Source organism: Solirubrobacter deserti, assembly GCF_027587175.1.
Lineage (GTDB): Bacteria > Actinomycetota > Thermoleophilia > Solirubrobacterales > Solirubrobacteraceae > Solirubrobacter > Solirubrobacter deserti.
The window spans coordinates 37,920-59,421 of sequence record NZ_JAPCID010000010.1 but is presented as its reverse complement, the minus strand read 5'-3'; the positions used below and the strand labels follow the sequence as shown (position 1 = coordinate 59,421).

Below are 21,502 nucleotides of genomic sequence, written 5' to 3'. Positions count from 1 at the left end.
GATCACCCTCGAGTCCCTGATCCCGCCCGGCAACATCGACCGGACCTGGGACGAGCACCGCTTCAACGTGCGGCTGGTGAACGCGTCCAACAAGCGGCGCTTCAAGATCATCGTGGTCGGCACCGGCCTGGCCGGCGCGTCCGCCGCGGCGACGCTGGCCGAGCTCGGCTACGACGTCGGCGTCTACACGTTCCACGACTCGCCTCGCCGCGCGCACTCGATCGCGGCCCAGGGCGGCATCAACGCCGCCAAGGACTACCGCAACGACGGCGACTCGATCTTCCGGCTGTTCTACGACACGGTCAAGGGCGGCGACTTCCGCGCCCGCGAGGCCAACGTCTACCGGCTCGCACAGGTCTCGAACGAGATCATCGACCAGGCGACCGCGCAGGGCGTGCCGTTCGCGCGCGAGTACGGCGGCCTGCTCGACAACCGCTCGTTCGGCGGCGCGCAGGTCTCGCGCACGTTCTACGCGCGCGGCCAGACCGGCCAGCAGCTGCTGCTCGGCGCCTACCAGGCGATGATGCGCCAGGTCGGCGCGGGCAAGATCACCCTCAACACGCGCACCGAGATGCTCGACGTCGTCACCGACGAGACGGGCCGCGCGATCGGGATCGTGGTCCGCGACCTGCTGTCCGGTCAGGTGCGGTCCGTGAACGCGCACGCGGTCGTGCTCGCCACGGGCGGCTACTCGAACGTCTTCTACCTGTCCACGAACGCCAAGGGCTCCAACGCGACCGCGATCTGGCGCGCGCACAAGCGCGGCGCCGCGTTCGCGAACCCGTGCTTCACGCAGATCCACCCGACCTGCATCCCGCAGTCCGACGACACGCAGTCCAAGCTCACGCTGATGAGCGAGTCGCTGCGCAACGACGGCCGCATCTGGGTGCCCAAGCAGCCCGGCGACTTCCGCGCCCCGGACCGGATCCCGGAGGAGGAGCGCGACTACTTCCTCGAGCGGCGTTATCCGGCGTTCGGCAACCTCGTCCCGCGTGACGTGGCCTCGCGCGCCGCGAAGGCGATGATCGACGAGGACCGCGGCGTCGGCCCGCGCCGCAACGGCGTCTATCTCGACTTCGCGGACGCGATCAAGCGGCTCGGCGAGGACGTCATCCGCGCCCGCTACGGGAACCTGTTCCAGATGTACGAGCGGATCACGGGCGAGGACCCGTACCGCGTGCCGATGCGCATCTACCCCGCCCCGCACTACACGATGGGTGGCCTGTGGGTCGACTACGACCTGATGACCACGGTGCAGGGTCTGTACGCGATCGGCGAGGCGAACTTCTCCGATCACGGCGCGAACCGCCTGGGCGCCTCGGCGCTGATGCAGGGCCTGGCGGACGGCTACTTCATCCTGCCGGTGACGATCGGCGACTACCTGGCGCCGATGCTCGGCGGCCAGCTCACGCCCGTCACCGACGACGCGTTCCGCGAGACCGAGGCCGCCGTCCAGAGGCGTGTCGCGTCCTACCTGAACGCCGAAGGCGAGCACTCCGCCGACTGGTACCACCGGGAGCTCGGCAAGATCATGTGGGACGCGTGCGGGATGGCCCGCAACGCCCCCGGCCTCGAGCACGCGATGGCCGAGATCGCCGAACTGCACGAGCGCTTCAAAGCGGGCGTGAAGGTACTGGGCGACGGCGATTCCCTGAACCAGTCGCTCGAGAAGGCCGGCCGCGTGGACGACTTCTTCGAGCTCGCGCAGCTGATGTGCCGCGACGCGCTGCACCGCGAGGAGTCGTGCGGTGGCCACTTCCGCGAGGAGCACCAGACGCCCGACGGCGAGGCCCTGCGCGACGACGACAACTTCTCGTATGTGGCGGCGTGGGAGTACACGGGCGCCGAGCCGGTGCTGCATCGCGAGGAGCTCAACTTCCAGCACGTGCGCCCGACCCAGCGGAGCTACGCATGAAGCTGACCTTGAAGATGTGGCGCCAGTCCGGCCCGGACGCGCCCGGGGGATTCCAGACCTACGTCGTCGACGGCGTGACCGACGAGATGTCCTTCCTCGAGCTGCTCGACGTGCTCAACGAGCAACTCGTCGGCGAGGGCGAGGAGCCGGTCGCGTTCGACTCGGACTGCCGCGAGGGCATCTGCGGCTCGTGCGGGGTCATGATCGACGGCCAGGCGCACGGGCCGCAGCGCGGCACCGCCACCTGCCAGCTGCACATGCGGCTCTACAAGGACGGCGACACGATCGTCGTCGAGCCGTTCCGGTCCGCCGGGTTCCCGGTCATCAAGGACCTCATGGTCGACCGCTCGGCGTTCGACCGCATCATCGAGGCCGGCGGCTTCATCACGGCGCCCACGGGCTCCGCTCCGGACGCGAACCTCATCGCGGTCCCCAAGATGGACAGCGACCGCGCGATGGACGCGGCCGCCTGCATCGGCTGCGGCGCGTGCGTCGCGGCGTGCCCCAACGGGGCCGGCCAGCTGTTCACAGCGGCCAAGCTCGCTCACCTGAACCTGCTCCCACAGGGCCAACCGGAACGTCAGCGGCGTACGATCGGCATGGTGGAGGAGATGGAGAACTACTTCGGGTCGTGCACGAACCACCGAGAGTGCTCGGCGGCGTGCCCGAAGGAGATCAGCATCGACTTCATCGCCATGCTGAACCGCGACTACCGGAAGGCCCGTCGGTGAACAACGCTCAGATCGATCGCCTGATGTCCTCCGTCCCAGCGTCGACGGAGCCGCGCGTGCTCAGGCGCGTCCAGGGCTACGCCACCACGGCGCGCCGAATGGACGCACGGATCGCGGCGTTGCGGATCGAGCTCAACCGGGCGCTGCGCGCGGTCGACGACGCCGTGCCCGAGGGCCGCGGCGACGAGGCCGCCGACGCGGCGCTCGAACTGGCCCGCGAGCTGGACTCGCTCGAACGCATCCAGCCGCGCGTGGACTCGTGGCTGCGCGCGTCGGTCGGCACGGTCAGCGACGACGCGGGCCCGGAGCCGTTCGGCGAGGGTCCGACGGCGTAGGGCCCTAGAGATCCGCGAAGCGATCTCTCAGCCGAAATCGCCACGCAGCCGGCGCCAGCCGGCTCGCGGCGATGAAGCGCCCTAGACGAACGTTGCGCGCGCGGCCACGCGCGCGAACTACGTTGAGCGCGAATGGAGATCGTCGCCACCGCGCTGGTCCTGCTCATCCTGGTCGCCCTGGGCGCGCTCGTGGTGCTGCCGGCGCTGCCGCTGCTGCTGCGCTCGCGCGGGCGCTGGGGACGGCTCGGGCGTACGATCGCCCTCTGCGGGGCATCGTTCTTCCTCACATGGTGCGTCGTGCCCATTTTCGTCTTCCCGAGTGGAGAGGTCACCGTCGGGATGACGATGTTCGCGCTGTACGGGGCGATGATCGAGGCGGTCGTCGTCGCGGTCGCGGCCGCGGTCGCCGCCTACGGCGACTGACGGTCGCGGCGCTGCTCGCGTGCGCGGCGCCCGCCTCGGCGCAGGAACGCGTGTGCGCGTACCGGGCTCCCCAGCCGGCGCCGACGGCGGCCGAGAAGGAGCTCGCGCAGCTGAAGGAGTACGCGCGCCAGCGGGCCGAGTTCGGCTTCCGCAGCGACCTGGCGTACGTGCGCAAGCTGGTGAAGGCCGGCCGCTACGAGTACGACGTCGGCTACATCCCCGTCACCAAGCGCGAGGACGACTACCTCAAGCTGCGCGACCGGCTCCAGATCGGCGACGCCGGCTACCGCTACATCCGGCCGATCCGCGACTTCTACGGCGGCATCTCGGTCGAGGACGACTGGCCGCGCGAGCCGTACCTGCTGATCCGCTTCACGCGCAACGTCGAGGGCTACCTGGCCGGCCTCAAGCGCGTCGCGCGCTTCCCCGACAACCTGCGGGCCAAGCGGGTGCGCTTCAGCGAGCGCGAGCTCGACCGGCTCCGGGACCGGGTTCACGAGGACAGCCGGCGGCTGCGCAAGGCCGGCTTCCACATCCAGGGCTCGAGCTACGACACCGACAAGGGCGTCGCCGAGATCGAGCTCGTGACCAAGCGCACGGACGCGAAGACCTACTTCCGCAAGCGCTACGGCGCGCGCGTGAAGCCGATCGTCACCGACACCGAGACGACCGCGCTCGAATGCGGGAACCCGACGTCGTACCGGATCGCGCCGGACGGCGGCTCGATCGTCGTCCGCTACGAGACGGGCGGAGGCGCCGTATATGAGCGCACCGAGCTCGTCGAGCACGCCGACCGGATCGAGATCGGGATCGTCGAGCGCGCGCCGACCGGGTTCCGCACCGCCGACCTCCAGATCCGCGACGCGCCGGCGACCGCGCTCAGCGCGCCGCTCGGCACCCGCGCGGTGATCGACATGCGCACCGGCCGGCGGGTCGCGCAGAGCGGGCCGAGCCCGGGCGACCCGCCCTGCCCCGGGCCCGCCGAGCCGGCGCCCCCGCCCAGCCTGGGGCCGAACGCCTACGAGCTCGAGGACGACGACAAGGTCGACGCCTACGTGCGCAAGCACTACGCCGACTTCGGCGGCAGCGACCTGCAGGGCACCGCGGCCGCGCCGTACATGGTCTACGGCTTCGTCAAGGACGCCGCGCGCCACGAGCGCGCCATCCAGAGGCTCACCCGGCACCGCGGCAAGGTACGCGTGATGGCCGTCCAGTTCCGCGCGTCCGAGCTCGAGGCGCTGGCGCGGCGGATCGGCGAGGACGCCCTGGCGGGCGACGGCTTTCTCGACGGCTACGGCCGGGCCGGTTTCGCGGTCGCGGACGCGAACCCGGACTGGCAGGCGGTCGCCGTGCGCCTGTACACGACGCGCCAGGACCACGCGGCGTGGTTCGCCGCGCGCTACGGTCCAGCGGTGCGCACTGAAGTGATCGGCGACCGCTACGAGTGCGCCATGCCTGAATGACGTCGGCGCGCGCCGTGCAGCGCACCTACTTCGCGCTGATGCTCGGCAACACGCTGGCGGCGTCGTTCATCTGGGGCGTCAACACGATCTTCCTGCTGGACGCGGGCCTCTCGAACCTCGAGGCGTTCGCGGCCAACGCGCTGTTCTCGGCCGGCATGGTGTTGTTCGAGGTGCCGACGGGGATCGTCGCCGACGGCGTCGGGCGCCGCGCGTCCTACCTGCTCGGCACGCTGACCCTGACGCTGTCGACGCTGCTCTACGTCTACCTGTGGGAGATCGAGGCGGCGTTCTGGGCGTGGGCGATCGCGTCGGTCCTGCTCGGGCTCGGCTTCACGTTCTTCTCCGGCGCGGTCGAGGCGTGGCTCGTGGACGCGCTCGCCGCCACGGGCTACACCGGCTCGCTGGAGACGGTGTTCGGACGTGGCCAGATCGTCGGCGGGATCGCGATGCTGGGCGGCTCGGTCGCCGGCGGCTTCCTCGCCGCGCAGGTCAGCCTCGGCTTCCCGTTCGTGGTCCGCTCGATCGTGCTCGCGATCATGTTCGTCGTCGCCTGGCGGCTGATGCACGACATCGGCTTCACCAAGCCCGAGAAGGTCGAGCGGCCACTCACCGAGGTGCGCCGCATCTGGAGCGCGTCGATCGAGCACGGCTGGCGCGTGCCGGCCGTGAAGTGGCTGATGGTGCAGGCGCTGGTCGCGGGCGGCGTCGGCATCTACGGCTTCTACGCGCTGCAGCCGTACCTGCTCGACCTCTACGGGGACCCGCAGGCCTACCAGGTGGCCGGCCTCTCGGCCGCGATCGCAGCGGGCGCGCAGATCATGGGCGGGATCGCCGCGCCGCAGATCCGGCGGCTGTTCCACCGCCGCACGTCCGCGCTGCTGTTCGTCGCGGTCGCCAGCGCGCTGACGCTGATCCTGATGGGCCTGATCGAGCACTTCTGGGTCGTGATCGGCCTCACGGTCTCCTGGGGCCTGCTGTTCGCGGCCACGACCCCGATCCGCCAGGCGTACCTGAACGGGCTGATCCCGTCCCGCCAGCGGGCGACGATCCTGTCGTTCGACTCGATGATGACCTCGGGCGGCGGCGTCTGGGCCCAGCCCGTGCTCGGCCGCGCCGCGGACGTCTGGAGCTACCCGACCTCGTACGTGATGAGCGGCGGCATCGCGCTGCTCGGCCTGCCGTTCATCGCGCTCTCGCGGCGCCAGAACGCGCCCGCCGACTTCGTCACGGGCGCGCCTGACGCCGGGCCGGTCAGCGCTTCGGAAGGGCAAGCGCCGCCCGAACCCGCGGCTCGTCACGGACGCAGCGGGCACGAACCGGAGCGGTGAGCAGCGCGCCTTCCTCGATCAGCGCGCGGATCTCGTCGGTACGGCGGGACATGGCGGGGCTCCTTGCGATGGGGGTCTGAGCGCGAGGACGCGGTCCCCGCCCGCGCTATTCCGGTCACAAGGAGTGCCCGAACCCGTAGGTAGGAGTCGATGGCCTTCTCCGACGAGCAGTTGCTGGCGGGTGGCCCGCAGGCGTTCGGGGACTTCTACGCGCGCCACGAGCGGGCCGTGTTCCGCTACTTCTACCGGCGCGTGCGCGACGCCGAGGTCGCGGCCGACCTGACCGCGGAGTGCTTCGCCGCGGCGCTGCTCGCGGCACACCGGTTCCGCGGTCGGGAGGGCTCGCCGGCCGTGGCGTGGCTGTTCGGGATCGCCCGCAACGTGCTGCGGCGCAGCGCCGAGCAGCGGCGGGTGGAGTCACGGGCACGGGCCAAGCTCGGGATGCCGCCGCTCGTGCTCGAGGACGAGACGCTGGCCGCGCTCGACCGCATCCACGCCGGGCGGCTGCTGGACGACGCCCTGACCTATCTGCCGGCCGACCAGGCGGAGGCCGTCCGCGCTCGCATCGTCGACGAGCGCGAGTACGAGGACATCGCCCGCGAGCTGCGCGCGTCCGAGGCGGTCGTGCGCAAGCGCGTCTCGCGCGGGCTGAGCGCGCTCCGGCGCCACGTGGAGGACCGCGCATGACCGATCTGCCCCAGCTGCAGGCCGACCTGACGGACGCGGCGACCCGGCACCGCCGGCGCCGCCGCGCGCGCCGCGTGACCATGCGGGTGGCGGTCGCGGCGGCGGTGGTCGCCGCCGTGCCGCTGCTCGTGCGCGACCTCGGCGCGGCGGACCCCGAGCGGCCCGCGACGACGCCGACGCCCACCGTGCACGGCCCGATGGACACGGTCGAGGAGGCGTTCGCCGTGTTCCGCCGCCCGGCGACCGCCGGCGACAAGGTGCCCGGCCTGGAGGCGGGCGAGGAGTCGCGCTTCCTCGGAGGCTCGGCCGCCCACCCCGTGTGGCTGGTCAAGCGTGGGGACGAGCTGTGCCTGGCGGTGCGCACGACCCGCAACGAGCCCGTGCCGTGCGGCCCGGAGAGCGTGTTCGCGTCCGGTCAGGCGCTGCTCGCGCGCTCCTCCGGCGGCCGCCTCGTCGCGGTGCTCCCGGACGCGGTCACGACCGTCACGGCCATGAGCCCCGGCGTCAGGCCTTCCACGCTGCCCGCCGACGCGCTGCTGATGCTGATGACGGGCGGCGACGGCGTGCGCCTGGAGTGGACGGCACCGGACGGCAGCCCCCGCACCTACGAGGTCCGCGGCCGCGGTCCGGCGGCGTTCTGGAGCCGCTTCTGGGACGTCGAGATCCCCCAGGACCGCCTGGAGGGCTTGCCGGGCGCGCGGAGCCTGGGCTCCGAGGCCGGCGTGTCGGCATGGCTGGTCCCGCGCCGCGACGCGGTCTGCCTGGTCGTGATCGCCGGCCGAAGCGAGAACAGCGGCTGCCGCAGCCCGGTCTCCGACACGCGCTTCCCGATCGTCGTCTCGGCCGGCGCCCGCATCGTCGCGGCGTTCCCGGACACCCTGAAGGCGCTCGCCGTCGAGCCCGGCTCCGCCCGCCACACGGTCTGGCACAACGCCATCGTGATCGACGGCGACGCGGAGCTGATCCGCTACGAGGACTCCGCGGGCGAGCGCGAACTGCGGCTGCCGCGGCAGGAGGACTTCGTCCTGCACGCGGACGCCGTCGACCCGAGCGACCTCGGGCCGCCGCGTTAGCGCGCGCAACGGAAACCGGTGTTGCCCGTGGAGCTGTCAGGCGTCATCGACGACCGTGCGCTCACCCGGTAGCGATTGCAGTAGGAGTCGTGGCACAGGTAGGACCCGCCCCGCGTGACCTTGGCCTCGCCGAACGACGGCCCGGCCGGATCGGTGCGGGGACGGCCGGCGTGGCGCATCGTGTGCCAGTCGGCCGTCCACTCCCACACGTTGCCGATGGTGTTGTAGAGCCCGTAGGCGTTGGGCTCGAACGCATCGACGGGCGCGGTGCCGCGGAACCCGTCCTCGGCCGTGTCGCGGTCGGGGAACGACCCCTGAAAGATGTTGCAGCGCCACGGCTCGAGGTCGTCGCCCCATGGGTAGCGCGCGCCTTCCAGCCCGCCGCGGGCGGCGAACTCCCACTCGGCTTCGGTCGGGAGCCGGCAGCCCGCCCAGCCGCAGTAGGCGAGCGCGTCGGCGTGGGAGACGTGCACGACAGGATGGCGGTCACGGCCGCGCAGCGTCGAGTCCGGCCCTTCCGGGTGCCGCCAGCTCGCCCGCTCGACGACCCGCCACCACGGCGCTACCGCCGCACCCTGCGTCGCCCGCTCCGCCGTCCGGCGCGAGAGCAGGCCGATGAACACGAACGACCAGCCGAACCGCTCGGCTTCCGTAACGTAGCCGGTCGCGTCGACGAAGGCCGCGAACTCGGCGTTGCTGACCGCGGTGGGCGCGATCCCGAACGGGGAGAGCGTGACCTCCCGCTCCGGCCCTTCGCCGTCCGCGGCCCACGCGTACGGCGCCTCGCTGCCCATCCGGAACGTGCCGCCGGGCAGCTCAATCCAGCCGGCGCGAGGCTGCGGCGCGGGCTCGACCGGAGCCGGCTCCCCAGCCACCCCGGACCCACGCGACGCGCCGCAGCAGTCCGACATCAGAACCCGGGGAAGACCGGCGACGCCGGGGTGTAGGTGCCGGTGAGCACGAACCGCAGGTACCGGCCGGCGTTCTTGACGTACTCGTCGGGCGAGTTCGCGGCGCGCTCGATCACCGGCATGTACGGAAGCGCCGCGACGCCACGTAGACGAGCGCGTTCAACGCCAGCAGCCGGACGCGCACGTTGGGATGCGTGTCGGCGGTGTCGGTCAGCAGCTTCACCGGCGCGCCGCCGTGGCCGAGCCGGGCCAGCGCCTCCGCGAGCACCACCTGAACGGCCGCGGACGACTCGGCCGTCAGCCGCGCTCGCAACGCCACGACGGCCGGCTGCGCCGCTTCGCGCAGCATCAGGATGCCCTGGGCCGCCCAGTAGCGCATGACCTCGTTGGGATGGTCGAGCTCGCCGACGAGCTCGTCGAGGTTGCGCGGGTCGCGCTCGATCGCGGTCTCGGCCAGGCGCATGACCTGACGGAGCGGGTACGCCCCGGGCGCGCGGCTCTCGTCGTGGCCCTCGATCGGCGAGCCCTCCGGGATGAACCCGTTGTCGTTGGTCTCGAGTATGTGGTCGTCGAGCGCGCGGCGCAGGCGGCGCAGCTCATCCTCGTGGCGACGATGGCCGACGAGGTTGGTGAGCTGATCGGGGTCGCGCTCGATGTCGTAGAGCTCCTCGGACGGCTTCTCGTCCCAGAACGCCTCCTGCAGCGGCGTGACGGTGCCGTCGAGGTGCGCCTGCTCCCAGTCCTGGTAGCCCCGCTGCTGCCACATGTAGCCCATGTTCTGACCGTAGGGACGGTGCGGCATGTAGTTGCGGATGTAGACGAAGCGCTCGTCGCGCGCGGTGCGCTGCAGGTCGACGCGCTCGTCCATCCTCGAGCGCTGGCCGAAGATCACCCGGCGCGGCCGTGATCGCCGGCCCAGGAACGGCATGCCGTCCATGTGGTCGGGCACGCGCACGTCCGCCAGCGAGAGCACGGTCGCCGGCAGGTCCACGCAGCTGACGGGGTCGCGCACGACCATCCCCGGCCGCGTCCCGGTCAGCTTCTGGAACCGGGCCGGGATGCGGACGATCAACGGCACGCGCAGCCCGAAGTCGTTCGCGAAGCGCTTCGAGCGCGGCAGCATCCCGCCGTTGTCGCCGAAGTAGAACACGATCGTGCTCTCGGCCAGCCCGTCGGCCTCCAACTCGGCCATCCGCCGCCCGAAGTCGGCGTCCATGCGGGCCATGTTGTCGTACATCCGCGCCCGGTCCTCACGCGTGCGCGCCGTGTCCGGCAGGAACGCCGGGACCCGCATCGTCGCCGGGTCGGTCGTCAGCGGCGTCGTCGAGAACAGCTGCGACTCGTGCGTGAGCTGCGACGTGAACTGCGCGAAGAACGGCGTCTCCGGCGTCGGCCGTCCGCGCCAATGCGCGGTGCCCCCGTTCGCGTTCCAGGTCGCTGCCAGGTCGATGTTCGCGTTGTAGTCCGTCTTGGCGTTGTTGGTCGTGTAGTAGCCCGCCGCCCGCAGGTACTCCGGGAAGCCCCGGACGGACGCGGGCATCTTCGCGATCGCCCGCATGTTGTGCGCGGGCCCGCACGTCTCCGCGTACTTGCCCGTGATCAGCGAGAAGCGCGAGGGCGCGCACACCGGCGCCGTCGCGTACGCCGTCTCGTAGCGCACGCCCTCACGCGCGAACGCGTCCAGGTTCGGCGTCCGCGCGAACGGGTCACCGTACGCCCCGATGAACGGGTGTTGTCCTCGCTCAGGAACCACACGAAGTTCGGCCGTGTGAGGCCCTGCGCCTCCGCCGCCGCGGTCAGCGCCGACATCGTGCTCAGCGCCCGACCGCGCCCGCCCCTCCGGCCAGAAACGACCGCCGATCCACACCCTGTCCCATGCCCTCTCCTCCTCAGCCGCCGTAGCGGGCAGCCCGATCCGCGTGCAGCGCATTGTCGAACACTCGCAGCCGATTCTGCAGGTCGGCCAGCGCCAGCGGCGCGCACCGGTCGGCGATCGGGTCAGGGTGTCGCGGTCGCCGTCGGCGGCGACGACTGCTCCGGGTCGGTCTCGTCCACGCCCGGGCGGATGACCAGGAACACGAGCACGAGGACGACGATCGCGATCACGACCAGCGCGATGTGGTGGCCGCGGGTCACGCCGCGTACCCCGCGGCCCGGCCGGCCTGCGCGATCTGCTCGGCCATCTTGCGGTTGGCCTCGTCGATCATCTCGCCCTCGAAGACGGCCGCGCCCGCGCCGGACGCGTGCGCCTCACGGTAGGCGGCGAGCATCGCCTCGGCCCGTTCCCACTGCTCGCGCTCGGGACTGAAGACCTCGTTGACGATCGCGACCTGGCCCGGGTGGATGGTCCACTTGCCGTCCAGGCCGAGCGCGCGGGCCAGCCGGGCGCGCTCGCGCAGCCCTTCGTCGTCGCCCACCCGTGCGTACGGCCCATCTATGGCCTGGATACCCGCCGCGCGCGCCGCGACCACCAGCTTCGAATAGACGTAGTTCAGGTGGTCGCCCGGATAGCCGTCCGGGGCCGCGCCGATCGTGGTGACCGGGATCCCGATCGCGGCGCTGTAGTCGCCGGGTCCGAAGACGAGCGTCTCCATCCGCGGGGAGGCGGCGGCGATGGCCTCGCACACCAGCAGGCCGGTCGCGTCCTCGATCTGCGCCTCGATCCCGATCCGGCCGACCTCCAAGCCGTTCGCGAGCTCGATCTGGGTGAGCAGCTTGTCGGTCATCTCGACGTCCCCGGGCGTGCGCACCTTCGGCACCATCACCGCGTCCAGCCGGTCGCCGGCCCGCTCGACGACCGCGATCAGGTCCTTGTAGTAGTGCGGCGTGTCGGTCCCGTTCACGCGCACGACCACGATCTTGTCGCCGAAGTCGGTGGAGAGCAGCGCCTCGGTGACCCGCTCGCGCGCGCTGTCCTTCTCGTTGGGCGCGACCGCGTCCTCGAGGTCGAGGAAGATCTCGTCCGCCTCGAGCGAGACGGCCTTGGCGATGAAGCGCTCGTTGGAGCCGGGCACGGCGTGGCAGGTGCGGCGTGATCGCGACATAGCGCGCGGATCGTAGCCTCACCGGTATGCCGGAACTGCCAGAGGCGGAGCGGGCGCGAGCCCAGATCGAAAAGGTGCTGGGCCGCGAGATCGTCGCCGTCGACGACCGTGACACGTACGTCTGCCGCCCGCACGCGCCGGGCGAGATCGCCGCCGCGCTGATCGGCCGCAGGCTCACCGCCGCCCACCGGCGCGGGAAGTTCCTGTGGGCGGAGACCGACGGCGGGCCGGACCTGGGCCTCCATCTGGGCATGGCGGGCCGCATCCTCATCGACGAGGCGCCGCACGAGCCGTGGGACCGCTTCGCGCTCGAGTTCGCGGACGGCAGCCGGATGGCGCTGCGCGACAAGCGACGGCTCGGCCGCGCGCTCATCGAACCCGATTTCGGACACATCGGCCCGGACGCCGCACTGATCTCGCGCGACGCCTTCCGCGAGCGGGTGGGACGGGGCACGATGGCCCTCAAGGCCCGCCTGCTCGACCAGAAGTCGCTCTCCGGCGTCGGCAACCTGCTCGCCGATCAGACGCTGTGGCAGGCGCGGCTGTCTCCCCAGCGAGTCTCCGGCGAGCTGACCGCCGAGGAGCTCGACCACCTGCGCCGCGTCCTGCGAGCCGCCACCCGCGACGCCATCAAGAAGGGCGGCGTCCACACCGGCGCCTTCATCAAGCACCGCAAGCGCGGCGCGCCGTGCCCGCGGTGCGGGACCACGCTGGAACGCGCGACGATCGGCGGGCGGACGACGTTCTGGTGCCCTTCGTGTCAAACATGACCAGGAACGGTTGATCAACCGGGCGATGACTGCTCAGCGCTGGGTGGGCGTCGGCCGGTCGGCCGACACGGATTCGGCCACGGCCGGAGCCGCGGCGCGTGCCACCGCGCTCGACGGCCGCGACGACACCCGCCTGCTCGTGGTCTTCGCCTCCCCCGCGCACGACCTGGACGCGCGGCTCGCCGGCGTCGGGGACGACGTGCCGGTGGTCGGCTGCTCGACCGCGGGTGAGATCGCCACCGACGGCCCGGGCGACCGCGGCGTGGTCGTGCTCGCGCTCGGCGGGGCGGGCTTCTCGGTCTGCACGGCGGTCGCGACGGGCGCCTCCGCCCGGCTGCGCGAGCTCGGCTGCGGGCTCGGGCAGGGCTACCTGTTCGCGCGCCCGGCCGAGACCCTGCTCACGGCCGTGTGAGGCGCTCGACGGCGTCGGCGGCCTTCGCCACGCCGCCCTCGGCGCGCACCGTCTGTCGGAGCTCGCGCACGCGCGGTGCGCAGGCGCGCGCCTCGCTCACCGCCTCGCGGATCGGTTTGTCCCCCAGCTGCACGCCCGCGCCGATGGCCTCGAGCGTGGCGGCGTTCTGGAACTGGTCGACCGCCTGCGGGGCAGCGACGACCGGCACGCCGTACCAGAGCGCCTCGTTCGCGCCGCCCATGCCCGCGTGGGTGATGAACACGTCGGCATGCTCGAGGACGTCGAGCTGCGGCTGGGTGCGCTTGGCGTCGACGGTGTCCGGGAGCGCCGCCGGGTCGACCTTGCCGGTGGCGATCACGACGCGGTGGTCGCGGCTGAGCTCGTCCGCGAAGGCCGTGTACAGGTCACCGCGGTCGGTGTAGGCGGTGCCGAAGGAGACGTAGACGAGCGGCGCGTCGCCGGGCGGCGGTGTCCAGCCCTGCCGGCGTGCCTCGTCGATGGCGGGGCCGGCGAACACGTAGCGGTCACTGACGCGGTCCGCGTTCGGCTGGAGCGCTCTCGGGATCAGCACCACGCAGGCCTCCGGGCGGCCGAGGAACGCCTGCGCGTCCAGTTGCACGCCGTGGTCGTCGAGCCAGGTGCGCAGGGTCGCGAAGTAGCGCGCTCCGGAGGGCGAGGCCTTCAGCGCGTCGTAGAACTCGGCCATCTCCTCCTCGTAGCCCTCCCACGCGACCGAGGCGGGCGAGAGCTGCACGGCGGGGACATCCCACTCGTGCGCGGCGGCGTGGCCCGCGAAGCCGCCGATGTCGTACAGGACGGCGTCGTGCGGTTCGAGTCGCTCGATGGTCGGCAGCGTCGCGATCGCGTCGTCGAGGAACACCTGCATCGCCTCGCCCGGGTCCTCCGGCCAGGGCTCGTCGCCGAGCGGCATGACCGTCTCGTGGCCGACGACGGTCGCTCCCGTCGGCTCGACCAGCGCGCGATGGCGCTCGCCGACGACGTACGTGACGTGGTGGCCACGGCGGACGAGCTCGGCGATCACGGCCAGGCTCGGGTAGATGTGGCTGGGCGCGCTCACCCCTGCCATCAGAAGGCGCATTGCCGTAGTTTGTCGGCATGCCGTCGCTTCCGTACCGCCGCCTGCTCGTGGGCGCGCTCGCGCTGTCCCTGGTTCCCGTCAGCTCCGCCCTCGCCGGAGGGACGGTCAAGGTGACGATGGACGAGTTCACGCTCAAGTCCAGCCCGAAGTCGGTCAGCGCGGGCAAGGTCGTGTTCGACGCGCGCAACGACGGCGCCGACCGGCACGAGCTGGTCGTCCTGCGGACCAGCACCGCGGCGTCCAAGCTGCCCCAGAGCGGCGGGCGGGCGAGCGAGAAGGGCCGCGTGGGCGACACCGGCGTGTTCGCCGGCGGGAAGTCCAAGAAGCTCACGGTGACGCTGAAGAAGGGCCACTACGTGCTCGTCTGCAACCTTCCCGGCCACTACGCGGGCGGCATGCGGGCGGACTTCACCGTGAAGTGACCGACCACTTCGCCGGCGACGTCGCGAGGCGCTACGACGAGAGCTCTGCGGCGATGTTCGCGGCGGAGGTCGTCGAGCCGGCGGTCGACGTGCTGGCGTCGCTGGCCGGCGACGGCCGGGCGCTGGAGTTCGGCATCGGCACGGGGCGGATCGCGCTGCCGCTGGCCGCGCGCGGCGTGCCGGTGGCGGGGATCGACCTGTCGGAGGCGATGGTCGCGGACCTGCGCCGCAAGGAGGGCGGTGCGGCGCTGGACGTGGTCGTCGGCTCGTTCGCGGATGCGCAGGTGGACGGGGAGTTCTCGCTCGTCTACCTGGTCTTCAACACGATCGGCAACCTGACGAGCCAGTCGGAGCAGGTCGCGTGCTTCGCCAACGCGGCCCGCCACCTCGCGCGCGGCGGGCACTTCGTCATCGAGGTCGGCGTCCCCGACCTGCGCTCGTTGCCCGTGGGCCAGACCGGGGTCGTATTCGCGATGGACGAGGACCACTGGGGCATCGACGAGTACGACGTCGCCAACCAGGGGCTGATCTCCCACCACTTCGAGCGGGTGGACGGCGAGCTGCGGCGCAACTCGATCCCGTTCCGCTATGTGTGGCCCGCCGAGCTGGACCTGATGGCCCGGCTCGCCGGGATGGAGCTGCGCCGGCGCTGGGAGGACTGGACCCGCTCGCCGTTCACGAGCGAATCGCGCCAACACGTCTCGGTCTGGCGCAAGCCACCCGGTTGACGTCCGCCCGCCGTGCGAACATACGTTCGCATGACCAGCGACGGCTCCGCTCACACCCGCCTGCGCCGCGCCATCCAGGCGGGCAACCTCGCGATCATCCACGTCACCGCCGCCGAGCTCGGCTACATCACGCTGCGCGACGCCCTCGGCATCCTGATGGTCATCGAGCGCGAAGCCGAGGAGCGCTTCGACGCCGCGGCGGTGCGCTGGGCGGGACGGTTGGCCCTGGAGACGCCGGATCTGCAGCTGGCCGAGCTGGCGGGCGCGCTGGAGTCACTGGACGCGCTTCCCGACGAGCACGCCCAACGGGTCCTGTTCGGGCTGGCCGAGCGCGCCCGACCGCTCGCGCGCAAGCGCGCGGCGCCGCCATCGGTCACTTGACCACCGTATGGGTGGTCAACTGACGGCGCGCGGCGCGGCCCTTCCATACTGGACGGCATGACCGCCGGCGGCCTCGTCGACGCCCTTCCGCGCGACAACGACCCTGACGCCCTGTACGAGGCGTTCATGGCGTGGAGCGAGGAGCAGGGGCTCACCCTCTATCCGCACCAGGAAGAGGCCGCGATCGAGCTCTTCAGCGGCAACAACGTGGTGCTCGCCACGCCGACCGGCAGCGGGAAGTCGATGGTGGCGATCGCGGCGCACTTCGCGGCCATGGCGGCGGACGAGATCACGTACTACACGGCGCCGATCAAGGCGCTCGTGTCCGAGAAGTTCTTCGCGCTGTGCGCGATCTTCGGCGCCGAGAACGTGGGCATGCTCACGGGCGACGCGTCGGTGAACCCGCGCGCGCCGATCATCTGCTGCACGGCCGAGGTGCTCGCGAACATCGCGCTGCGCGAGGGCCCGGACGCGGACATCGGCCAGGTCGTGATGGACGAGTTCCACTTCTACGCCGAGCCGCAGCGCGGCTGGGCGTGGCAGGTGCCGCTGCTCACGCTCCCGCAGGCGCAGTTCCTGCTGATGAGCGCGACGCTCGGCGACGTGAGCGACCTGCGCGAGGACCTCACGCGCCGCACGAACCGCGAGACCGCGCTGGTCGACACCGCCGAGCGGCCCGTCCCGCTCCACTTCACGTGGTCGCTCGAGCCGCTGCACGAGCTGCTCGAGGACCTCGTCAAGGCCGACCAGGCGCCGGTCTACGTCGTGCACTTCACGCAGGCCTCCGCCCTGGAACGCGCGCAGTCCCTGCTGTCGGCGAAGCTCTGCACGCGCGAGGAGCGCGACCAGATCGCCGAGGCCATCGGCGCCTTCCGCTTCACCGCCGGTTTCGGCAAGACGCTGTCCCGCCTGGTCCGCGCCGGGATCGGCGTCCACCACGCCGGCATGCTGCCCCGCTACCGGCGGCTCGTCGAGCAGCTCGCGCAGACCGGCCTGCTGAAGGTCGTCGCGGGCACGGACACGCTCGGCGTCGGCATCAACGTCCCGATCCGCACGGTCGTCTTCACGGGCCTGGCCAAGTTCGACGGCACCAACCACCGCATCCTGAAGGCGCGCGAGTTCCACCAGATCGCGGGCCGCGCCGGCCGGGCGGGCTTCGACACGTCCGGGTACGTCGTGGTCCAAGCACCAGAGCACACGATCGAGAACGCGCGCCGGCTCGCGAAGGCCGGCGACGACCCCGTCAAGAAGAAGCGCGTGCAGAAGGTCAAGGCGCCCGAGGGCGCGGTCAGCTGGACCGAGGAGACGTTCGAGCGGCTCCGCCACGCCACGCCGGAGAGCCTCGTCTCCCGCATGCGCGTCAACCATGCCGTGATCCTCAACGTGATCAACCAGCGCGGCGATTCCGACGAGCTGCTGCGCAACCTGATCGAGGACAGCCACGAGGACGCACGCGGCAAGGACCGGTTGCTCAACCAGGCGGAGTCGCTCAAGGAGGAGCTGCTGGCGTCGGGCGTGCTCGAGCGCCTGGACCCGCCCGACGAGGACGGCCGCACGCTCGAGCTCGCGCCCGCCCTGCAACAGGACTTCGCGCTCAACCAGCCGCTCGCCTCGTTCGCGCTCGCCGCCTTCGACCAGATCGACCCGTACTCGGAGACGTTCACGCTGGACGTGCTCTCCGTCGTCGAGGCGATCCTCGACGACCCGTTCCCGGTCCTCATGGCGCAGTCGAAGATGGCCCGCGGCGAGGCCGTCCAGCAGATGAAGGCCGAAGGCATCGAGTACGAGGAGCGCATGGAGCTGCTGGAGGAGGTCACCTACCCCAAGCCGCTCGAGGAGCCGCTGTTCCACGCGCTGGCGCAGTACCGCGAGACGCACCCGTGGGTGTCCGAGGAGGACCTGTCCCCCAAGTCGGTCGTGCGCGACCTGTACGAGAACGGCATGACGTTCAGCGAGTTCATCGCGCACTACGGCGTGATGCGCTCCGAGGGCGCCGTCCTGCGCTACCTGAGCGACACCTACCGCGCACTCAGACAGACGGTCCCCGACCGCCACAAGACCGATGAGCTGGACGACATCGTCGAATGGCTCGGCGAGATGATCCGCCAGACCGACTCGTCCCTGCTGGACGAGTGGGAGGCGCTGACCGACCCCGAGTCCGTGCAGCGCGCCGCCGAGGCCGTCGCGGCCGGCGAGGAGCTCGCGCCGGTGCGCCCGATCAGTGCCAACGCGCGCGCGTTCCGCGTGATGGTGCGCAACGCGATGTTCCAGAAGGTCCAGCTCGCGTCCCGCGACCACTTCCAGCGCCTCGCCGCGCTCGAAGGCGGCGAGCGCCCGCCGATGAAGGCCAACGACTGGGAGGAGGCGCTCGGCGCCTACTGGGACGAGCACGAGGAGCTCGACGCCGGCCCGAACGCCCGCAGCCCCGAGCTGTTCATCGTCGACACGTCGAACCCGCGGCTCTGGACCGTGCGCCAGATCATCAACGACCCCGAGGGCAACCACGACTGGGCGATCGTCGCCACCGTGGACCTCGACGCGTCCGACGCGGCCGGCGAGCCCGTGATCCGGACCCAGTCCTTCGCATGCGGGTAGCGCTCGACGGCGGCCCGTACGGGGTCGCGGCCAGCCCGGACGGCGCCCTGTGGGTCACGCTCACCGAGGCCGGCGAGATCGCACGGGTCACCACCGACGGCGAGGTCACCCGCCACCGCGCGGGCAAGAAGCCGATGCAGATCACGCCGCGCGGCTGGTTCACGTTCGCCGGCGGCGTCGGCCGCATCACGCCCGACGGCCTCGTCACGACCACGAAGGTGGTCGGTTCGCCCTACGGGATCGTCGAGGGCCCCGACAACGCCGTCTGGTTCACCGCCGAGAACACGATCGGCCGCTTCAACGGCAAGTTCGCGTGGTTCGGCGCGCCCTCCACGCCCGCGATGATCGCCGCCGGCCCCGACGGCGCGCTGTGGTTCACGCTCAACGCGACGAGCGCCGTCGGCCGCATCACGCCCGACGGCGCGATGACCGTCCGCGAGCTGCCCACCCGCGACGCCGGCCCGGTCGGCATCTGCGGCACCCACGACGCCGTCTGGTTCACCGAGCTGCTCGCGAACCAGCTCGGCCGGGTCGGCGTCGACGACGTCGTGCAGGAGCTCCCGCTGGCCGAAGGCGCCAAGCCGCACGCCGTCATCCCCGCACAGGCCGACGGCGTCTGGGTGAGCCTGTGGGGCGCGCACGCGATCGCGCACGTCTCCGATGACGGCGACTACGCCGAGATCCCGCTGGACCCGGGCGCCGAGCCGCACGGCATGGCGGTCGGCGCGGACGGCGCGCTGTGGGTAGCCTGCGAGGCCGGCTACCTCGAGCGCATCGGCCAATGAGCTTCTTCGCGATCGCCGCCGGCCACTACGACCGCCACATCGGACGTTACGGCCCGGCGCTCGCGCAGCGCCTGATCGAGGCAGCCGGAGTTCGTGCCGGCGAGCACGTCCTCGACGTGGGTTGCGGCCCGGGCGCGCTGACCGCCGCCCTCCTCCACCACGGCGCACAGGTCACGGCGATCGACCCGTCCGAGCCGTTCGTGAGCGCCTGCGCCGAGCGCAACCCCGCCGCGGACGTGCACCAGGGCGCGGCCGAACAGCTCCCGTTCCAGGACGACGCGTTCGACGCGGTGCTCGCCCAGCTGGTCGTGAACTTCATGCGCGACGCGCCCGCCGGCGTGCGCGAGATGGCCCGCGTGAGCCGCGGTACCGTGGCCGCGGCGGTGTGGGACTACCGCGACGGCATGACGATCCTGCGCCGGTTCTGGGACGCCGCTCGTACGGTCGACCCGGACGCCGGCGACGAGAGCCAGATGCCCTACTGCAGCCCGGACGAGCTCGCCGGGCTGTGGCGCGGCGCCCTCGACGACGTGCGTGTCACGGAGACCACCGTGCAGGCGAGCTACAGCGGCTTCGAGGACCTGTGGGCGCCGCTTGAATCGGGCGTCGCGCCGTCCGGCGCCTTCACCGTCGCGCTGGACGAGGAGCGGCGCGCACGTCTCAAGCAGGAGTTCCGCACCCGCCTGGCCGTGGGCGATGAGCCGTTCACCCTCACCGCCCGCGCGTGGATCGTCGTCGGCCGCAGCTACGCGCTGGCCGCGCGCACCGCGCCCGTCGCCTCCTCGTAGGTGAGCCCGATCCCGGTCAGCAGGTCGGTGGCGGTGGAGCGGATCTGCCCCACGATCACGCTCACGGACAGGTTCGTCGTGCCCTCGAGCACGTGCGTGGCGGTCGCGGCGGCGCGCAGTGCGGGCTCGCGGACGACGTCGAAGCCCTCGCCGCTCTCCAGCGCGGCCGCCAGCGCCTCCACCGCCGCTCCGAGGTCCTCGAGCGCGTCCGCCACCTCGGGCGGCACGTTCTCGTCCAGCGCGAGCGCGCGCATCGAGCCGCGTGCGAGCACGCGCACGTTGCGCACCGCGAGGTCGATCCGCGCCGCCGCCTCCGCATAGAACTCGACCGTGTCCCGCTGGTGCCGCCGGACGGGCGAGATGCGGGCGGTCGAGCGGCCCTCGTCGGTGGCGGCGAAGAAGCGCTCGCCGAACTCGTCGATCCCGCGCGCCCGCACCAGCGCCGCCTCCGCCGCTTCCGCCGAGCGCTGCCGCAGCGCCTGCGCGATGTCGCGCAGCGTCGCGGTCAGCTCGTCCAGCACGGGCCGCGCCGCGCCGCGCAGCACCCGGATCGGGTCCGTGGGCAGCACGACTGCCGCCACGACCAGGGCGACCACGCCGCCCGTCAGCGCGTCGAGCGTGCGCGCGAGCGACACGCCGCCGCTCGGCGGCGTGATCGTGAACACGAGCGCGGCGGAGATCGCAACCTGGTTGACGAACAGCGCGCTCGTCCCGAAGAACATGCCCAGGGCGACCGCGATCGTCACCGCCAGCGCGAGCTGCCCGATGCCCGTGCCGAGCTCATAGGCGAGCAGGTCGGCGATCAGGACCCCGAGCGTGACCGCGAACACGAGCTCGCGCGCGCGCCGCCCGCGCTCGTAGTAGTTCTGCCCGATCGCGATGATCGCCGCGACCGGCGCGAAGAACGGCGCGTCGTGGCCCCACAGCCACTTGGCGAGCGCCCACGCCAGCGCGACCGCGATCCCCGCCTGCAGCGGCGACCGCCAGCCCGCCTTCACGCGTTCCCAGCGCGTCGCCATCGACACGCGGGAGCGGCTCGCCGCGTCCTCGAACAGGCCCTCGGGGATCACAGCGGCCGACGGTACTTCACGAGGTCGAGCCCGAGCAGCGGCTCCAGGAACGACTGGCCCTCCTGCACCCAGCCCTCGCGGGCGTAGAACGCCCGCGCCCGCGCCGCGCCGTGCGGCGTGTAGAGCCGGATCGCCGTGTAGCCCTGGCGCGCGGCCTCCGCGAGCCCGAGCGCGTGCAGCCGCGCCGCGAGCCCGGTGCCCCACCACGGCGGGCGCACGAACAGCATCCACAGATGCGCGAGGCCGGGGATGACCGCGTGCGGGCGGTCTCGCTCCGTGGCGCAGACGACGCCGACGTGCCCGGCCGGCTCGCCACCGCCGTCGACCGCCATGGCGCACCAGGTGGTCGGCGCCTTCAGCCGTTCCCGGATCGCGCGGATCTCGAGCGAGCGTGGCGGCGGCTGCCAGCCCGCCGGAGCCCACTCGAAGTACGACTCGAAGCCGAGCCGCGTGGTCTCGGCGAGCGCGGCGGCGTCGTCGGGGCCGGCGAGGTGGATGTCGAGTGCGGCGGCGTCAAGCATAAGGCTCTACTCGAGGGTAAG

At 72.1% G+C, this 21,502-nt stretch carries 24 protein-coding genes; 16 read left to right on the top strand and 8 right to left on the bottom strand.

Going from position 1 to position 21,502, the window contains the following annotated elements:
• The first annotated feature begins 1 nt into the window (after window position 1).
• The 8 genes from OJ962_RS08710 (at window position 2) to OJ962_RS08675 (ending at window position 7,955) form a co-directional block, all read left to right on the top strand.
• On the top strand, window positions 2-1,915 hold the full coding sequence (locus tag OJ962_RS08710; RefSeq protein WP_407697503.1) for a fumarate reductase/succinate dehydrogenase flavoprotein subunit: 1,914 nt from the start codon (window positions 2-4) through the stop codon (window positions 1,913-1,915).
• Window positions 1,912-2,646, top strand: coding sequence for a succinate dehydrogenase/fumarate reductase iron-sulfur subunit (locus OJ962_RS08705; protein ID WP_202957308.1), 735 nt, complete (start codon window positions 1,912-1,914; stop codon window positions 2,644-2,646). The genes OJ962_RS08710 and OJ962_RS08705 overlap by 4 nt, the downstream gene beginning before the upstream one ends.
• Before the next feature lie 23 nt (window positions 2,647-2,669).
• Complete coding sequence (locus OJ962_RS08700; protein ID WP_270006289.1) at window positions 2,670-2,981, top strand: hypothetical protein; 312 nt, start codon at window positions 2,670-2,672, stop codon at window positions 2,979-2,981.
• A gap of 132 nt (window positions 2,982-3,113) precedes the next feature.
• Entirely contained in the window at window positions 3,114-3,404 is a 291-nt protein-coding gene (locus OJ962_RS08695; protein WP_202957310.1) for a hypothetical protein, read from the top strand.
• 50 nt (window positions 3,405-3,454) lie between these two features.
• A complete protein-coding gene (locus OJ962_RS08690) occupies window positions 3,455-4,867 on the top strand; it encodes a hypothetical protein (RefSeq protein WP_202957311.1) in 1,413 nt (470 codons plus the stop codon).
• Window positions 4,864-6,195: an MFS transporter gene (locus OJ962_RS08685; protein ID WP_202957312.1), complete on the top strand. Its 1,332-nt coding sequence runs from the start codon at window positions 4,864-4,866 to the stop codon at window positions 6,193-6,195. Before OJ962_RS08690 ends, OJ962_RS08685 begins: the two co-directional genes overlap by 4 nt.
• Window positions 6,196-6,345: 150 nt before the next feature.
• Complete coding sequence (locus OJ962_RS08680) at window positions 6,346-6,882, top strand: RNA polymerase sigma factor (RefSeq protein ID WP_202957313.1); 537 nt, start codon at window positions 6,346-6,348, stop codon at window positions 6,880-6,882.
• Window positions 6,879-7,955: a hypothetical protein gene (locus tag OJ962_RS08675; protein WP_202957314.1), complete on the top strand. Its 1,077-nt coding sequence runs from the start codon at window positions 6,879-6,881 to the stop codon at window positions 7,953-7,955. Before OJ962_RS08680 ends, OJ962_RS08675 begins: the two co-directional genes overlap by 4 nt.
• Here the strand turns inward: OJ962_RS08675 and OJ962_RS08670 are convergent.
• The 5 genes from OJ962_RS08670 to OJ962_RS08650 form a co-directional block, all read right to left on the bottom strand.
• Complete coding sequence (locus OJ962_RS08670; protein WP_202957315.1) at window positions 7,952-8,866, bottom strand: formylglycine-generating enzyme family protein; 915 nt, start codon at window positions 8,864-8,866, stop codon at window positions 7,952-7,954. The genes OJ962_RS08675 and OJ962_RS08670 overlap by 4 nt on opposite strands.
• Complete coding sequence (locus tag OJ962_RS08665; protein ID WP_255526185.1) at window positions 8,866-8,988, bottom strand: hypothetical protein; 123 nt, start codon at window positions 8,986-8,988, stop codon at window positions 8,866-8,868. Before OJ962_RS08665 ends, OJ962_RS08670 begins: the two co-directional genes overlap by 1 nt.
• On the bottom strand, window positions 8,979-10,619 hold the full coding sequence (locus tag OJ962_RS08660) for a sulfatase-like hydrolase/transferase (protein WP_202957316.1): 1,641 nt from the start codon (window positions 10,617-10,619) through the stop codon (window positions 8,979-8,981). Before OJ962_RS08660 ends, OJ962_RS08665 begins: the two co-directional genes overlap by 10 nt.
• Window positions 10,620-10,864: 245 nt before the next feature.
• Window positions 10,865-11,002 (bottom strand): hypothetical protein, encoded by a 138-nt coding sequence (locus OJ962_RS08655; RefSeq protein WP_202957317.1) that lies wholly within the window; start codon window positions 11,000-11,002, stop codon window positions 10,865-10,867.
• Complete coding sequence (locus OJ962_RS08650; RefSeq protein ID WP_202957318.1) at window positions 10,999-11,910, bottom strand: HpcH/HpaI aldolase/citrate lyase family protein; 912 nt, start codon at window positions 11,908-11,910, stop codon at window positions 10,999-11,001. The genes OJ962_RS08655 and OJ962_RS08650 overlap by 4 nt, the downstream gene beginning before the upstream one ends.
• 26 nt (window positions 11,911-11,936) lie before the next feature.
• Between OJ962_RS08650 and OJ962_RS08645 the strand changes: the two genes are divergently transcribed.
• The gene (locus tag OJ962_RS08645; RefSeq protein ID WP_202957319.1) at window positions 11,937-12,680 is read left to right on the top strand and encodes an Fpg/Nei family DNA glycosylase; all 744 of its coding nucleotides are present in this window, start codon (window positions 11,937-11,939) and stop codon (window positions 12,678-12,680) included.
• Window positions 12,681-12,705: 25 nt separating this feature from the next.
• Window positions 12,706-13,092 (top strand): FIST N-terminal domain-containing protein, encoded by a 387-nt coding sequence (locus tag OJ962_RS08640; RefSeq protein WP_202957320.1) that lies wholly within the window; start codon window positions 12,706-12,708, stop codon window positions 13,090-13,092.
• Here the strand turns inward: OJ962_RS08640 and OJ962_RS08635 are convergent.
• On the bottom strand, window positions 13,079-14,191 hold the full coding sequence (locus OJ962_RS08635; protein WP_270006287.1) for a macrolide family glycosyltransferase: 1,113 nt from the start codon (window positions 14,189-14,191) through the stop codon (window positions 13,079-13,081). The two genes, OJ962_RS08640 and OJ962_RS08635, sit on opposite strands and share 14 nt — an antisense overlap.
• 17 nt (window positions 14,192-14,208) lie before the next feature.
• On the opposite strand from OJ962_RS08635, the gene OJ962_RS08630 reads away from it, so the two are divergent.
• From OJ962_RS08630 to OJ962_RS08605, 6 genes are read left to right on the top strand one after another with little or no spacing between them, the layout of a single operon-like run.
• Entirely contained in the window at window positions 14,209-14,613 is a 405-nt protein-coding gene (locus OJ962_RS08630; RefSeq protein ID WP_202957322.1) for a plastocyanin/azurin family copper-binding protein, read from the top strand.
• Window positions 14,614-14,666: 53 nt separating this feature from the next.
• Window positions 14,667-15,341, top strand: a complete 675-nt coding sequence (locus OJ962_RS08625; RefSeq protein ID WP_238932373.1) for a class I SAM-dependent DNA methyltransferase — start codon at window positions 14,667-14,669, stop codon at window positions 15,339-15,341.
• Between the two features lie 30 nt (window positions 15,342-15,371).
• Window positions 15,372-15,722: a hypothetical protein gene (locus OJ962_RS08620; protein WP_202957324.1), complete on the top strand. Its 351-nt coding sequence runs from the start codon at window positions 15,372-15,374 to the stop codon at window positions 15,720-15,722.
• A 57-nt stretch (window positions 15,723-15,779) separates the two neighbouring features.
• Window positions 15,780-18,317: a DEAD/DEAH box helicase gene (locus tag OJ962_RS08615; protein WP_202957325.1), complete on the top strand. Its 2,538-nt coding sequence runs from the start codon at window positions 15,780-15,782 to the stop codon at window positions 18,315-18,317.
• Window positions 18,308-19,102, top strand: coding sequence for a Vgb family protein (locus OJ962_RS08610; protein ID WP_202957326.1), 795 nt, complete (start codon window positions 18,308-18,310; stop codon window positions 19,100-19,102). Before OJ962_RS08615 ends, OJ962_RS08610 begins: the two co-directional genes overlap by 10 nt.
• Entirely contained in the window at window positions 19,099-19,890 is a 792-nt protein-coding gene (locus tag OJ962_RS08605) for a class I SAM-dependent methyltransferase (RefSeq protein WP_202957327.1), read from the top strand. The genes OJ962_RS08610 and OJ962_RS08605 overlap by 4 nt, the downstream gene beginning before the upstream one ends.
• On the opposite strand, the gene OJ962_RS08600 is transcribed toward OJ962_RS08605, so the two are convergent.
• Complete coding sequence (locus OJ962_RS08600) at window positions 19,848-20,960, bottom strand: FUSC family protein (protein ID WP_202957328.1); 1,113 nt, start codon at window positions 20,958-20,960, stop codon at window positions 19,848-19,850. The genes OJ962_RS08605 and OJ962_RS08600 overlap by 43 nt on opposite strands.
• On the bottom strand, window positions 20,957-21,481 hold the full coding sequence (locus tag OJ962_RS08595; RefSeq protein WP_202957329.1) for a GNAT family N-acetyltransferase: 525 nt from the start codon (window positions 21,479-21,481) through the stop codon (window positions 20,957-20,959). The genes OJ962_RS08600 and OJ962_RS08595 overlap by 4 nt, the downstream gene beginning before the upstream one ends.
• Window positions 21,482-21,502: the final 21 nt, after the last annotated feature.